Source organism: Amycolatopsis suaedae (assembly GCF_004214935.1).
GTDB classification, from domain to species: Bacteria; Actinomycetota; Actinomycetes; order Mycobacteriales; family Pseudonocardiaceae; genus Amycolatopsis; species Amycolatopsis suaedae.
Map to the genome: position 1 here is coordinate 79,897 of NZ_SFCC01000023.1, position 13,612 is coordinate 93,508.

The window sequence follows — 13,612 nt, forward strand, 5'->3', positions numbered from 1 at the left end:
TTGGAGGCCGCCAGCCATGTCCGCATCCGTCATCCTGGGCGCCGCCCGTACCCCGATCGGGCGACTGCTGGGATCGCTGAAGGACTTCACCGGTGCTCAGCTGGGCGGGGTCGCCATCAAGGCGGCGCTGGAGCGGGCAGGTGTCGACCCGGCAGCCGTGCAGTACACGATCATGGGCCAGGTGCTCACCGCGGGCGCCGGCCAGATCCCGGCCCGTCAGGCCGCCGTCGCCGCCGGAATCCCGATGGACGTACCGGCGCTGACCATCAACAAGGTCTGCCTCTCCGGTCTCGACGCCATCGCGCTGGCCGACCAGCTGATCCGCGCGGGCGAGTTCGACCTCGTGGTGGCCGGCGGCCAGGAGTCGATGACGCAGGCACCGCACCTGCTGCCCAAGTCCCGCTCGGGCTTCAAGTACGGCGACACCACGCTGGTCGACCACATGGCGCACGACGGCCTGTTCTGCGCGTTCGACCAGGTGGCCATGGGCGCCTCGACGGAGAAGTACAACGCCCGCTACGGCCTGACCCGCGAGGAGCAGGACGCCTTCGCCGCCCGCTCGCACCAGCGGGCCGCCGCCGCGATCGCCGACGGCCGGTTCGCCGAGGAGATCGCCGAGGTGTCCATCCCGCAGCGCAAGGGCGACCCGGTCGCGTTCGCCACCGACGAGGGCGTGCGGGCGGACACCACCGCCGAGGGCCTGGCCAAGCTGCGGCCGGCGTTCGCCGCCGACGGCACCATCACCGCGGGCTCGGCCTCGCAGATCTCCGACGGCGCCGCGGCGGTCGTCGTGGCCAGCCGTGCCAAGGCCGAGCAGCTCGGCATCACGCCGCTGGCCGAGATCGGCGCGCACGGCGTGGTCGCCGGCCCGGACGCGAGCCTGCACGAGCAGCCGGCCAACGCCATCAAGGCCGCGCTGAGCAAGGCCGGGGTCGGCGTCGACGCACTGGACCTGGTCGAGATCAACGAGGCGTTCGCCGCGGTGGGCCTGGTCTCGGCCCGTCAGCTCGGCGTGGACGAGGAGAAGGTCAACGTCAACGGCGGCGCCATCGCGCTGGGTCACCCGATCGGCGCCTCCGGCGCGCGGCTGGCCGTGCACCTGGTGCACGAGCTGCGCCGCCGTGGCGGCGGCCTCGGGGCCGCGGCGCTGTGCGGTGGCGGCGGCCAGGGCGACGCGCTGCTGATCCGGGTGTAGTGGCTCCCGTTCTCGACGAGCTCGCCGGCCAGGCGGTCGCGGGCGCGCACCGAGCGATCGCCCGGCTGATCACCCTGGTCGAGGACGAGCGGGCGGACGTCAACGCCGAGGTCGCCGCGGCGCTCACCCCGCACGCCGGGCGCGCCAGGGTGATCGGCCTGACCGGGCCGCCCGGGGTCGGCAAGTCGACAACCACGTCCGCGTTGATCACCGCCCTGCGGGCGGCCGGGCACCGGGTCGGGGTGCTGGCCATCGACCCGTCGTCGCCGTTCTCCGGCGGCGCGCTGCTGGGCGACCGCATCCGGATGACCGAACACGCCGTCGACGACGGCGTGTTCATCCGCTCGATGGCCACCCGCGGCCAGCTCGGCGGGCTCGCCGTCGCCACCCCGCAGGCGGTGAGGGTGCTGGACGCGGCCGGGTTCGACGTCGTCCTCGTCGAGACCGTCGGGGTTGGACAGTCCGAAGTGGACGTCGTGCGGCTCGCGGACACCACCGTCGTGCTGCTGGCCCCCGGGATGGGTGACGGCATCCAGGCGGCCAAGGCCGGGGTGCTGGAGATCGCCGACGTGTTCGTGGTCAACAAGGCCGACCGCGACGGCGCCGAGGTGACCGTACGCGACCTGGAGCAGATGATCGCCATGTCGCGGCGAGGGATCCGCGGGCCGAGCTGGCGTCAGCCGGTGGTCCGCACGGTCGCCGCGGACGGCAGCGGCATCACCGACATGCTCGGCGCACTGGACCGGCACGCCTCCTGGCTGCTCGACACCGGGGAGCTGGAGCGGCGGCGGGCACGCAGGGCGGCCGAGGAGATCCAGGCGATCGCGTTGCGCGGGCTGCGAGCCGAGCTGGGCAGGCTGAGTGGCGGCGACCGCCTCGAGGAACTGGCCCGCGAGGTGGCCGTCGGCAGGACCGACTCGTACGCGGCGGCCGCCCGCCTGGTCGACCTGCTCAAGCGGGCCTGACGTCGTCGAGCGCCTCCACCAGTGCGTCGACGGTGGCGTTGAAGGCGTGCTCGGGCGGCGCGCCGTAGCCGACGACCAGGCCGCCGGGGTGCGGGCCGTCGCCGATCCAGTGCCTGCCGAGGCCCTCCAGCGCCACCGAGTGCCTGCGTAGCGCGGCCAGCACCGTCCGCTCGTCCGGACGGCCGTCGGGCAGTCGCAGCAGCAGGTGCAGCCCGGCCGAGATGCCCATCGGGCGCAGCCAGCCGGGGAGCCGCACCAGCAGCCGGTCCCTGCGCGAGCGGTACGCCGCCCGCCTGCGCCGCACGTGCTGGTCGTAGGCGCCGGAATCGAGCAGGTCCGCGAGGATGAGCTGGTCCAGCGCCGCCGGCCGGGCGCCGTCGGCGTAGAGCGCCGAGCGGACCGGCTCGACCAGTGCGCGGGGCAGCACCAGCCAGCCCAGCCGCAGGCCGGGGCCGAGCGACTTGCTCGCCGTGCCCACGTAGATCACCCGTTCCGTGGCCAGCGGCTGCACGGCGCCGACCTGGCGGCGGTCGAAGCGGAACTCGCCGTCGTAGTCGTCCTCGATCACCAGCCCGCCGGTGCGCTGTGCCCAGCGGATCAGCTCGGTCCTGCGCCCCGAGCTGAGCGTGACACCCATCGGATACTGGTGCGCCGCCGTGACCACCACCGCCGAACTGTCCACAGCGGACACCCGGATGCCGTCGTCGTCGACCGGGACGCCGACGATCCGTTGCCCGGCCGCCGCCGCGATGTCGCGGAACTTGGCCAGCGACGGGTCCTCGAAGGCGAGTTCGCGGTCGCCCCTGGTGTGCAGGACGGTCGCCAGCAACGCGATGGCGTGGGAGAAGCCACCGCACACCACCACGCGTTCCGGGTCGGCCACCACGCCGCGGCTGCGGGCGAGGTAGCGCGCCAGCGCGTCCCGCAGCGGTGCGAGCCCGCCGTACTCGGGGTAACCGAAGACCTGGGGCGGGGCGGTCTGCAGCACCGTCTTCGCCGTGGTGAGCCACGCCTGGCGGGGAAAGCTCGACACGTCGGGCTGGCACGGCAGCAGGTTCCACCTCGCCGCCGCCTCCGGGACGACCGCGGGCGCGGACATCTGCAGGCCCGCGGTCATTGCCACCCGGGTCGGCGCGCCCTGCCTGGTCCGCAGGTAGCCCTCGGCGGCCAGCTGGTCGTACGCCGCGGCGACGGTTCCCCTGGCCACGCCGAAGTCGGCGGCCAGCGCCCTGGTCGACGGCAGCGCCGCCCCCTCCGGCAGCCTGCCGCCGCGGATGGCCGACCGGAGCGCCTCGGCCAGCCCGGCCCGGCCGGTCCCCGGGTCCCAGCCGAGGTGGAGGTCACGCGAACTGGACCATGAACGTTGCACAAAACTGGACCATAGTCGTAGGCCAGTGGCGACTAGCGTGGACACCGTGACGAAGCGAATCCAGCTGTCCGCCGACAAGGCGCTGTACAAGAAAATGTTCGAACTGCACACCGAGGTCGAGAAGGCGGCCGCCGACGCCGGCCTGGACCAGCGGCTCATCGAGCTGGTCAAGATCAGGGCGTCGCAGCTCAACGGCTGTGCGTACTGCCTCGACCTGCACACCCGCGACGCCCGCAAGCTCGGCGAGGACGAGCGGCGGCTCTACCTGCTCGGCGCCTGGTGGGAGACCGAGTTGTACACCGAGCAGGAGCGTGCCGCGCTGGCGCTGACCGACGCGATGACCCGCCTCTCGGTGAATCAGGACGTTCCCGACGACGTCTACGAGCAGGCGACCTCGGTGTTCACCGAGGAGCAGTACCGGGCCGTCGCCTGGGCCGCCATGGTGATCAACGGCTGGAACCGGCTGGGCGTCACCAGCCACAAGCCCCTGCCGGTCCAGTGAGCGCCGCTGGGCGGCTGCGGTCGCTGCACGTGCCGGGCACGCCGCTGCTGCTGCCCAACGCCTGGGACGCCGCGTCGGCGCGGCTGGTCGAGCAGGCGGGATTCCCGGTCGTCGCCACCAGCTCCGCGGCCGTCGCCGAGGCACTCGGGTTCGCCGACGGGCAGCAGGCGCCCGTCGGCGAGATGCTCGCCGCCGCGGCCCGGATCGCGGCCGCGGTCGAGGTGCCGGTGACCGTCGACGCCGAGGCGGGTTACGACCTGCCGCCCGCCGAACTGGCCGAGCGGCTCCTCGGCGCGGGGGCGGCAGGTTGCAACCTGGAGGACACCGTGCCCGGCGCCGGCCTGCGTGACGTCGCCGAGCAGGCCGACTACCTGGCGGCCGTCCGCGCCGCCGCGGGCGACGCGCTCGTGCTGAACGCGCGGGTGGACGTCTTCCTCGGGGCGCAGGACCAGGCCGCGGTGCTCGACGAGGCGGTGACCAGGGCGAGGGCGTACCTGGCGGCCGGTGCGGACTGCGTCTACCCGATCCTGGTGCGCTCGGCGGAAGTGCTGCGGGAGTTCGTCGAGGCGGTCTCGCCCGCGGCGGTCAACGGGAACCTGCGCCCCGGCGGCGACCTGGCCGAACTCGCGGACGCCGGCGTGGCGCGGGTGTCGCTCGGCCCGGGTCTCTGGCGTGCCCAGCAGTCCTGGCTGGCGGACCAGCTGGCTGCTCTCAAGCCCGCCTGAACACGCGGCATCACATCAGAGGTGTCACACGGTGGGGCCCGATGTGGTGGCGTCGATGCCGTGAACGGGCCCTCACGGCGTGAGACGTCAGGGCCCCGGCAAAGTCGGGCGCGTGGTGGTGCGGGAGCGTGGAGTTCGCGTGCCGGAGCGTGGGACTCGCGTGCACGACGGTGGGACTCGCGGCGAGTGGCCCGTTCACGCGGGCGACCGGCACCACGTGAGAACCCGGTCCACATGGTGAGTTCTGCGCTCACGCACGCGAGTTCTGCGTTCCGGCACGCGAGTTCTACGTTCCGGTACACGAGTTCTACGCTCGAGACCAGCCACCTCGCCTGAGCGCGACCCGACTTTGCCGGGGCCCGGGCATGAGACGCCGTGAGGGCCACCCTCATCGCTGAAGGTGGCCCTCACGTGCTGTCCGGCTACGTCAGCACTGCTGCTTGTAGAAGTACTGCGCGTTGGCGTCCATGTCGGCCTTGGTGATCGAGTGCAGGCCGGCGGTGATGTTGCGCTGGGTCGGCTTGCCCTCGATGGCCGCGACCGCCTGCTGCACACCCTGCACGCCGATGGCGGCCGGGTCCTGCGCGATCAGTGCCTGGTACTCGCCCTTGCGCAGCCCCTCGACCTCCGACGGGCTGGCGTCGAAGCCGACCAGGTTGACCTGGCCGATCTTGCCCGCGTTGCGCAGACCGGTCGCCGCGCCCTCACCGGTGTTGAGGTTGGTGGCGAAGATGCCGATGAGGTCCGGGTTCGACGCGAGCGCCGCCGTCACCTTGCCCGCCGCCTGGTCGGGCTCGTTCTGGGTGAACTGCACCCCGGCAGACTTCAGGTTCGGGTGGTTTTTCAGCTCGTCCTCGAAGCCCTTCGCGCGGGCGTTCGTGGTCGACGTCCCGGCGATGGTGTCCAGCACCAGCACCGAACCCTGCTTGCCGCCCACCAGCTTCGCCAGCGTCTGCGCGGCCAGCTTGCCGCCCTCGGCGTTGTTCGACGAGATCGACGACACGGCCACGCCGGTGTCCTTGAGCGCGGTGTCCACCTCGACGATCTTCGCGCCGCGGTTCTTCACCTGCTGGATCGGCGCCAGCATTGCCTGGTCGTCGGTCGGGGCGATGAGCAGGCCGGCCGGGGGAGCCGAACCCAGCGCGTTGACCTTCTCCGTCTGCATGGCGGCGTCGAACTTCTGCGGCGCCGACGTGGTCAGCTCGTAGCCGAGCTTCTTCGCCTCGGCCTCCGCACCACACTGCATGGAGATGTAGAACGGCTCGGCCTGCACACCCGGGATCAGCACCAGCTTCTTGTTGCCCTGCTGGGCGGGCTGGTCCCCGGCGGGTGTCTGGCCGACCTGACCGCCACCGCAGGCGGCCAGCAACGTGACGGCGGCGGCCGCCGCACCGGCGGCGAGCAGCGTCTTACGGGGGAACTTCATCCTGCACCTCTTTGTGCCGTAGGGAAAATTACCTGCTGTTGCGAAGCCGGCGGCGTCGCTGGTCGAACCAGACGGCCGCGATGAGCACGGCACCGACGGCGATCATCTGCCAGAAGTCCTGAACCTCCGTGATGTTGAAGCCCTTCTTCAGCACGGCCGGGATGAACACGCCGATCACCGTGCCGAGCACCGAACCGACACCGCCGAACAGGCTCGTGCCGCCCATGACGGTGGCCGCGATGGCGTTGAGGTTGTCCGTGGTGTGCGCCGAGATCGTCGTCGAGGCGTAGTAGGCCAGCGACATGAACCCGGCGATGCCGGCCAGGAAGCCGGTCAGCGTGTACACCTTCAGCAGGTGGGCGGTCACGCCGATGCCGACGCGGCGCGCGGCCTCGGCGTTCGAGCCGACCGCGTAGGTGTAGCGGCCGAACTTCGTCGTGTGCAGCAGCCAGGCCCCGATCAGGGTGATGACCACCGCGACGATCACCAGGTTGGGCACGCCGAACCAGGTGCCGTAGCCGAGCGTGCTGTTGAGCACGGTCGGCACGCTGCGGATGTCCGAGCCGTTGTTGAGCAGGTACGCCGCGCCCAGCGCGGCACCCATCGTGCCCAGCGTGACGATCAGCGGCGGGATCTTCGCCACCGCGATCAGCAGCCCGTTGATCAAGCCCCACACCGTTCCGGCGACCACACCGGCGATCAGGCCGACCGTGATCACGCCCCAGCCGGCCGCCGTGGCGTTGCCGCCGGGGCTCAGCGCCTCCATCGTCTTCGCCGACACCATCCCGGCGAAGATCAGCACCGAGCCGACGGACAGGTCGATGCCGGAGGTGATGATCACGAACGTCATGCCGACCGAGAGCACCAGCAGCACCGACGTCTCGATCAGCAGCGTCTGGAACGTGAACAGCGTGGCGAACTCACCCGGCGCGGCGATCGTGAACACGATGCACAGGCCGAGCAGCACCAGCGCGATCCAGAAGGTGTTGGCCGAGATCAGCCGGGCACCGAGTGGCCGCTTCTGGAACCCACCGTCTACTTCGGACTGGATTGGCGCCTTGGTCTCCGTGCTCACGCCGCCTCCTCGTCGTTGGTCAGGGCGCCCGTCATCGCGGCGACCAGGTCCTCCAGCTTGGTGTCCTTCGCCTCGAAGCGGGCGACCCGCGTGCCCAGCCGCAGCACCTCGATCCGGTCGGCGACCGACAGCACCTCGGGCATGTTGTGGCTGATCAGCACGACCGCGATGCCCTGGTCGCGCACCTTCTTGATGACGTCCAGCACGCGCTCGCGCTGCACGACACCGAGCGCGGCGGTCGGCTCGTCCATGAACACGACCTTGCTGGCCCACACCACCGAGCGCACCACCGCGACACTCTGCCGCTGCCCACCGGACAGCGACCCGATCGGCACCTCGGTGCTCTGCAGCGTGACGCCGAGCCGCTGGAACTGCTCGACGGCCTGCCTGCGCATTTCCGCCTTGTCGATCATGCCGAGCTTGCCGAGGATGCCCTTGCGGTGGATCTCCCTGCCCAGGAACAGGTTCGCGGCCGGGTCCAGCTCCGGTGCCACCGCGAGATCCTGGTACACGGTCTCGATGCCGAGCCGCCTGGCGACGGTCGGCGACTCGAGGGTGATCTCCTTGCCGTCGAGCAGGATTTTACCCGACGTCGGCTGCTCCGCGCCGGACAGGCATTTGACCAATGTGGACTTTCCGGCGCCGTTGTCACCGATCAGCGCGGTGACCTCGCCGGCCCTGGCCTGGAACGACGCGCCACGGAGCGCCTCGACCGAGCCGTATCGTTTCGTCAGGTGCTGGGCGTCCAGCAGGATGCTCATCGGGGGGACCTCTTCTCCGGTGCGGGCGGACGGCAGCGGATCACCGTCACGTCCCCGGTCAGTTCCGCCTCGCCCGCGCCGTACGGGACCACGAGGGTCTCGCCACGGGTGAGGCCGTGCTCGCCGCCGTGCTCGGTGCGCAGGGTGCCGGAGCCGCCCAGCACCACCAGCACGGCGAACGAGGGGTCCAGGGCCAGCGCCGGCGCGGGCCGGAGCTGGTCGGCGCGGAAGAACCCGGCCGAGTCCTCGGCCAGCAGGTCCACAGTGGACCCTTCGGTGCCCGCGGTGTGCCGGATGATCGAGCCCAGCCGCTCAGCGTCCCAGCCCGAGGTGTCCAGCGTCCGCAGTGCCGTGTCGAACCCGACCCCGAGGTGCCCCTTCTCCGGCGAGTCCAGGAAGTCCCGCCACTCCAGGGTGAGCGAGAAGTCCGTCGGCTGCTGCAGTTCGACGACGAACACGCCCTCGCCGATGGCGTGCGGCAGACCCGCCGGGATGTAGACGGTGTCTCCGGCGCTGACCGGCGTGCTGTTCAGCGCGCCCAGCATCGCGGGCGCGTCCTGGTCGCGGACCCACTCTGACACGGTGGTCTTGCTGACCGTCTCGGCGAAGCCGGCATGCACGCGCGGGTCGTCGCCGTAGGTGCCGACCACGATCCAGGCCTCGGTCTTGCCGAAGTGGGAGTCGAAGTGCTCGCGGGCGAACTCGTCGGTGGGGTGGAAGTGCACCGGCAGTCGTTGCCCGGCGTCGAGCAGCTTGACCAGCAGGCCCGTGGACTCGCCGAACACCTCGACGTGCTTGGCGCCCAGCCAGCCCTCCGGATCGGCCCGCACGGCGTCGCGCAGCCAGGTGCCGTCGGGCAGGCGGGTCAGGCCGTTGGTGTCCTGGCCGAACAGCGTCGTGGTGGACGCGACCCAGTCCTCGGGGCCGAACGACGACGCGGACGACCGCTGTCCGGTGCGTAGTTCGGCGATCGCGTCGCCGCCCCGGTAGAACTGCGGCGGCTGGTTGGCTGCCAGCCGGATCGGCGACAGTGGCCTGCTCATGCGGGGGCCACCTCACCGGAGCCGCGGGGTACAAGACGCACGGGGAGCACTACCTTTCTCGGGGCGGACTGATCTCCTTGGATCCGGGCGAACAGCAGGTTCGCCGCGGCTTCACCCAGCCCGCCGACGTCGTGTGCGACGACGGTGACCGGGGGATCGAGCAGGTCGGCGAGTTCGAAGTCGTCGAAGCCGACCAGTGCGGGCCTGCGCGGCGCGTGCGCCAGCGCACGCAGCAGGTGGACGGTGACCCGGTTGTTGCCCGCCACCACGGCGGTCGGCGGCTCGGCGCCGGCCATCAGCCTGCGCACCGCGTCGCCGACGCCTTCCTCGGTGGGCGTGCGCATCACCACCAGGCCCTCGTCGTAGCGGATTCCGGCTCGCGCGCAGCCCTCCCGGAAGCCGCGCAGGCGTTCGCCCGCGGTGTAGATCTCCACGTTGTCACCGAGGAACGCGATGCGCCGGTGGCCGTGCGCCGCGAGGTGGGTGACCGCCTCGACGGTGCCGCCGATGTTGTCGACCAGCACGGTGTCGGCGACGATGTCGCCAGCCGGGCGGTCGATGAACACCACCGGCGTGCCCGCCCGCATCTCCGGCACCAGGTACCCGTGCTGCATTCCGGCCGGGACGATCAGCAGGCCGTCCACCCGGCGCGAGCAGAACTCCAGCGCCAGTTCGCGTTCGCGGTCCCTGTCCTCGTCCGACGACCCGGTCAGCACCTGCCTGTCGTGTGAGCTGGCGATGCGCTCGATGGCACGGTTGAGTTCGGAGTAGAACGGGTTCCCGACGTCCTCCACGACCAGGCCGATGGTTCCGGTGGTCGATCCGCGGCGCAGGTTGCGGGCACCGAGGTTGCGCCGGAAGCCCAGCTGCTCGATGGCCGCCATGACGCGCTCGGCGGTGTCCGGATGGACCGCCGGCTCGTCGTTGACGACACGCGAGACGGTCTTGATGCTCACGCCGGCCAGTCGAGCCACATCGCTCATGGTGGCCCGACGCGTGTTACCCCGACCGGAGGGCGACAACGTTGTCATAGTGGCCGCGATTGGACACCGATCCCGGCGGGCTGTCAATGGGCTGATCGCTTCAGCGCGGGACTACGTTGCCGTTTCGTTACCGGAAGACAAGGTTGTCAGCCAATCGATGGGTGATTTCCCTGAGGCCGGAAACCGTTTACCGGGCTAGGTTCCCGCACATGACCACAGCACGGGCGCTCGTGGTGGACGACATCCACATGAGCTACGGCGACTTCAAGGCCGTCGACGGCGTGTCCTTCGAGGTCGCCGAGGGGGAGTTCTTCGGCATCCTCGGGCCGAACGGCGCGGGCAAGACCACCACCATGGAGATCGCGGAAGGCTTGCGGGAGCCGGACTCCGGCAGCATCGAACTGCTCGGCGAGTCGCCGTTCCCGCGCAACCTCGCACTGCTGCCGCGCATGGGAGTTCAGCTGCAGGCGTCCGCCTTCTTCGAGAAGCTGACCGCGCGTGAGCAGCTGGAGACCTTCGGATCCCTCTACGGCGTCCGCTCCGCGCGGATCGACGAGATGCTGGAGCTGGTCGGCCTCGCCGACAAGGCCGGGACGCAGGAGGCGAAGCTGTCCGGTGGCCAGCGGCAGCGGCTGTCCATCGCCTGCGCGCTGGTGCACGACCCGGACATCGTGTTCCTCGACGAGCCGACGGCCGCGCTGGATCCGCAGTCGCGGCGCAACCTGTGGGACGTGCTGCGGGCCATCCAGGACCGGGGGAAGACGATCGTCTACACGACCCACTACCTCGACGAGGCCGAGGTCCTCTGTGACCGCGTGGCGATCATGGACCACGGCCGCATCCTCGCGCTGGACACGCCGGCCCGCCTGGTCCGTGACCTCGACGCCGCGACACACGTGATCCTGGAGCCAACGTCGATGCCGGTCACCGAGGCCAGGGCGCTGCCCGGCGCGGACAACGTCGCCGTCGACGAGACCTCGCTGACCATCGCCACCCGCCGTCCCGCGCCGCTGCTCGCCGCGCTCGCCGAACGCGGCACGCTCGACGGGCTGCAGGTGCGCACCGCCACCCTCGAGGACGTCTTCCTCCAGCTCACCGGACGGGAGTACCGCGCGTGACCACCATCCAGGCCCCCGAGACGCCAGGCCGGACCGGACAGGCCGGCACGCCGTTCCAGGCGCTGGCGAAGGCCATGTTCAAAGGTTTCGTCCGGGACAAGGCGACGTTGTTCTTCACGTTCCTGTTCCCGCTGATGTTCCTGGTGATCTTCGGGTTGATCTTCGGCGACCGCGGGTCGTCCAAGATGGAGGTCGGCGTCGTCGGGGAGGGGCCGGTGATCGTCGCGCTGGAGCAGTCCGGCGCCGTCGAGCTGAAGCGGATCGGAGACCTCGCCGACGCCGAGCGGCAGGTCCGGGACGGTGACCTGCCCGCCGTCGTCGCGCAGAGCGGCGACACGGTGACCCTGCGCTTCGCCGCCAGCGACCAGGCCAGGGCGGGCACCGTGCTCGGACTCGTCGGCGGTGTGGTCGGTCAGCAGAACCTCGCGGCCACCGGGCAGGTGCCGCGGTACACGCTGAACGCCCAGCAGGTCGAGGACGAGTCGCTGAAGCCGATCCAGTTCATGGCGCCGGGCATCCTGTCCTGGGCGATGTCGATCGCGGCCGTCTTCGGTGCCGCGCTGACGTTCGTCAACTGGCGCAAGAAGCAGGTGCTGCGGCGGTTGCGGCTCGCACCCGTCCGGCCACTGACCGTGCTGGGTTCGCGGGTGGTGGTGTCGCTCGGTGTGTCGGTCGTGCAGTTCGCCGTGTTCCTCGGAATCGCGTCGCTGCCGTTGTTCGGGTTGCAGCTGTCCGGGCAGTGGTGGCTTGCCCTGCCGCTGCTGCTGCTCGGCACGCTGGCGTTCTTCGCCATCGGGATGCTCGTCGGCGCGTTCAGCAAGACCGAGGAGGCCGCGAGTGGCGCGGCGAACCTGGTCGTGCTGCCGATGGCGTTCCTTTCCGGATCGTTCATCCCGATTGGTGAGACACCGGCGTGGGTCCAGGCCATCTCGAAGGTGCTGCCGCTGCGGCATCTCAACGACGGAATGGTCGACGTCATGGTGCGCGGGAAGGGGATCGAGGCACTGGCGCTGCCCGCGGTGATCCTCGTCGGCTTCACCGTCGTGATCGGACTGATCGCCGCGAAGGTCTTCCGCTGGGAGGAGTGATCTGCCCTACCCCGGTGTTCCGGTGACGGCCATCACGGCTCACACTGGCATCACAACGTCCGACGGCGTGGTTGACGTTAGTAGTCACCTACGCCGTCGGACTTTTTTGCGACCTTCTAGGAGGAACCGTGGCCAGCAGGGCCGCTCTGATCTTTCGCGTTGCCGCCGTCGCCGAGGCGCTGTCCTGGGCAGCGCTGCTGATCGGGATGTTCACGCGGGACGTGCTCGAGGCGGGCAACCCGGTCCCGGTGGTCGGGATGACCCACGGCATCGTCTTCGTCGTCTACGTGCTGGTGACGCTCGCCGTGGCCAAGCCGCTCGGCTGGAAGTTCGGCACCGTGTTCTGGGCGCTGGTCGCCAGCGTGCCGCCGCTGTTCACCTGGTTCTTCGAGAAGTGGGCCCTGCGCCGCGGCAAGCTGGACGGTCCGCAGCGCCTCACCCACGGCGGCACCGGCCTGTTCGTCCGGCAGCCCGTTTCCGTCTAGTACTACTCCGTGAAGTCGCCGGTCGCCTTGCGGACCTTCGTCAGCAGCTCGGTCAGCTGAGCTGTCTGGCGGGGGGTCAGGCCGGTCAGTCCGAAGTCGATCGCCGTGACGGCGGCCGTCGCCTGCTCCCGGCGGGCGCGGCCGTCGTCGGTGATCTCCACCAGCGTCGTGCGCCGGTCCGTCGGGTGCGGTACGCGCTTGACCAGGCCGTCCTTCTCCAGCCGGTCGACGATGTTCGTCACGCTGGTCGGGTGCAGCTGGAGGCGCTCGCCCATCACCCGCATCGGCAGGCTGGCGCGCTTGGCGAAGGTGAGCAGCACGAGTGCCTCGTAACGGGCGAACGTCAGCCCGTGTGGCTTGAGCGCACCGTCCACGGCGGACTGGATGATCTGCTGCACCCGCATCACACCGGTCACCGCCGCCATCGTCCCGGACGGGCCGATGCGCTCCTCCCACAGCTGTGCCGCGCGGGCGATGGGGTCGAACGGCAACGGACGGTTCATGGTCGTCGAAGTTACCAGCGGGTACCGGCTGTGTCCGGCAGGGTGGTCACATTCCCCACCGATCGCAGGAGGCCAGTGTCATGATTGTCGCGTTCAGTGTCAGTCCGCTCGGGGGCGAGTCCGACGGTGTCGCCGAGGCCGTCGCCAAGGCGGTCCAGGTGGTCAGGGACTCCGGACTGCCCAACGAGACCAATGCCATGTTCACCCTCGTCGAGGGCGAGTGGGACGAGGTGATGGACGTCGTGCGGCGCGCCACCGAGGCGGTGCAGGCGGAGGCGTCGCGGGTGTCGCTGGTCCTCAAGGCCGACATCCGGCCGGGCCACACCGGGCAGCTGCGGGGCAAGGTCGAGCGGCTGGAGGAGCACCTGCGATGA

General features: G+C 70.7%; 15 protein-coding genes. 8 read left to right on the forward strand and 7 right to left on the reverse strand.

Annotation, left to right across the window (positions count from 1 at the left end):
- The first annotated feature begins 16 nt into the window (after positions 1-16).
- On the forward strand, positions 17-1,195 hold the full coding sequence (locus tag EWH70_RS33815; RefSeq protein WP_130479662.1) for an acetyl-CoA C-acetyltransferase: 1,179 nt from the start codon (positions 17-19) through the stop codon (positions 1,193-1,195).
- Entirely contained in the window at positions 1,195-2,160 is a 966-nt protein-coding gene (meaB, locus tag EWH70_RS33820; RefSeq protein WP_205669374.1) for a methylmalonyl Co-A mutase-associated GTPase MeaB, read from the forward strand. Before EWH70_RS33815 ends, meaB begins: the two co-directional genes overlap by 1 nt.
- On the opposite strand, the gene pdxR is transcribed toward meaB, so the two are convergent.
- Positions 2,147-3,529: a MocR-like pyridoxine biosynthesis transcription factor PdxR gene (gene pdxR / locus EWH70_RS33825; RefSeq protein ID WP_130479664.1), complete on the reverse strand. Its 1,383-nt coding sequence runs from the start codon at positions 3,527-3,529 to the stop codon at positions 2,147-2,149. The two genes, meaB and pdxR, sit on opposite strands and share 14 nt — an antisense overlap.
- 37 nt (positions 3,530-3,566) lie before the next feature.
- Here pdxR and EWH70_RS33830 point away from each other — a divergent pair, with 37 nt between their 5' ends.
- On the forward strand, positions 3,567-4,031 hold the full coding sequence (locus EWH70_RS33830; RefSeq protein ID WP_420809117.1) for a carboxymuconolactone decarboxylase family protein: 465 nt from the start codon (positions 3,567-3,569) through the stop codon (positions 4,029-4,031).
- Complete coding sequence (locus EWH70_RS33835; RefSeq protein ID WP_130479665.1) at positions 4,028-4,756, forward strand: isocitrate lyase/PEP mutase family protein; 729 nt, start codon at positions 4,028-4,030, stop codon at positions 4,754-4,756. The genes EWH70_RS33830 and EWH70_RS33835 overlap by 4 nt, the downstream gene beginning before the upstream one ends.
- A 427-nt stretch (positions 4,757-5,183) precedes the next feature.
- On the opposite strand, the gene EWH70_RS33840 is transcribed toward EWH70_RS33835, so the two are convergent.
- Genes EWH70_RS33840 through EWH70_RS33860 form a run of 5 tightly spaced genes read right to left on the reverse strand, consistent with a single transcriptional unit; the run spans position 5,184 to position 10,044 of the window.
- Positions 5,184-6,182: an ABC transporter substrate-binding protein gene (locus tag EWH70_RS33840; protein ID WP_130479666.1), complete on the reverse strand. Its 999-nt coding sequence runs from the start codon at positions 6,180-6,182 to the stop codon at positions 5,184-5,186.
- 28 nt (positions 6,183-6,210) lie between these two features.
- On the reverse strand, positions 6,211-7,257 hold the full coding sequence (locus tag EWH70_RS33845; protein ID WP_130479667.1) for an ABC transporter permease: 1,047 nt from the start codon (positions 7,255-7,257) through the stop codon (positions 6,211-6,213).
- On the reverse strand, positions 7,254-8,018 hold the full coding sequence (locus EWH70_RS33850; RefSeq protein ID WP_130479668.1) for an ATP-binding cassette domain-containing protein: 765 nt from the start codon (positions 8,016-8,018) through the stop codon (positions 7,254-7,256). Before EWH70_RS33850 ends, EWH70_RS33845 begins: the two co-directional genes overlap by 4 nt.
- The gene (locus tag EWH70_RS33855) at positions 8,015-9,061 is read right to left on the reverse strand and encodes a class I mannose-6-phosphate isomerase (protein WP_130479669.1); all 1,047 of its coding nucleotides are present in this window, start codon (positions 9,059-9,061) and stop codon (positions 8,015-8,017) included. The genes EWH70_RS33850 and EWH70_RS33855 overlap by 4 nt, the downstream gene beginning before the upstream one ends.
- Positions 9,058-10,044: a LacI family DNA-binding transcriptional regulator gene (locus tag EWH70_RS33860; RefSeq protein ID WP_130479670.1), complete on the reverse strand. Its 987-nt coding sequence runs from the start codon at positions 10,042-10,044 to the stop codon at positions 9,058-9,060. Before EWH70_RS33860 ends, EWH70_RS33855 begins: the two co-directional genes overlap by 4 nt.
- Before the next feature lie 209 nt (positions 10,045-10,253).
- Between EWH70_RS33860 and EWH70_RS33865 the strand changes: the two genes are divergently transcribed.
- The 3 genes from EWH70_RS33865 to EWH70_RS33875 all read left to right on the forward strand — a co-directional run bounded on the left by EWH70_RS33865 (position 10,254) and on the right by EWH70_RS33875 (position 12,735).
- Positions 10,254-11,162, forward strand: coding sequence for an ABC transporter ATP-binding protein (locus EWH70_RS33865; RefSeq protein WP_130479671.1), 909 nt, complete (start codon positions 10,254-10,256; stop codon positions 11,160-11,162).
- Entirely contained in the window at positions 11,159-12,250 is a 1,092-nt protein-coding gene (locus tag EWH70_RS33870) for an ABC transporter permease (protein ID WP_130479672.1), read from the forward strand. The genes EWH70_RS33865 and EWH70_RS33870 overlap by 4 nt, the downstream gene beginning before the upstream one ends.
- A 128-nt stretch (positions 12,251-12,378) precedes the next feature.
- Positions 12,379-12,735 (forward strand): DUF3817 domain-containing protein, encoded by a 357-nt coding sequence (locus EWH70_RS33875; RefSeq protein WP_130479673.1) that lies wholly within the window; start codon positions 12,379-12,381, stop codon positions 12,733-12,735.
- A gap of 2 nt (positions 12,736-12,737) precedes the next feature.
- Here the strand turns inward: EWH70_RS33875 and EWH70_RS33880 are convergent, their stop codons facing one another.
- Complete coding sequence (locus EWH70_RS33880) at positions 12,738-13,238, reverse strand: MarR family winged helix-turn-helix transcriptional regulator (RefSeq protein WP_130479674.1); 501 nt, start codon at positions 13,236-13,238, stop codon at positions 12,738-12,740.
- A gap of 80 nt (positions 13,239-13,318) precedes the next feature.
- Here EWH70_RS33880 and EWH70_RS33885 point away from each other — a divergent pair, with 80 nt between their 5' ends.
- Positions 13,319-13,612: an MTH1187 family thiamine-binding protein gene (locus tag EWH70_RS33885; protein ID WP_130479675.1), complete on the forward strand. Its 294-nt coding sequence runs from the start codon at positions 13,319-13,321 to the stop codon at positions 13,610-13,612.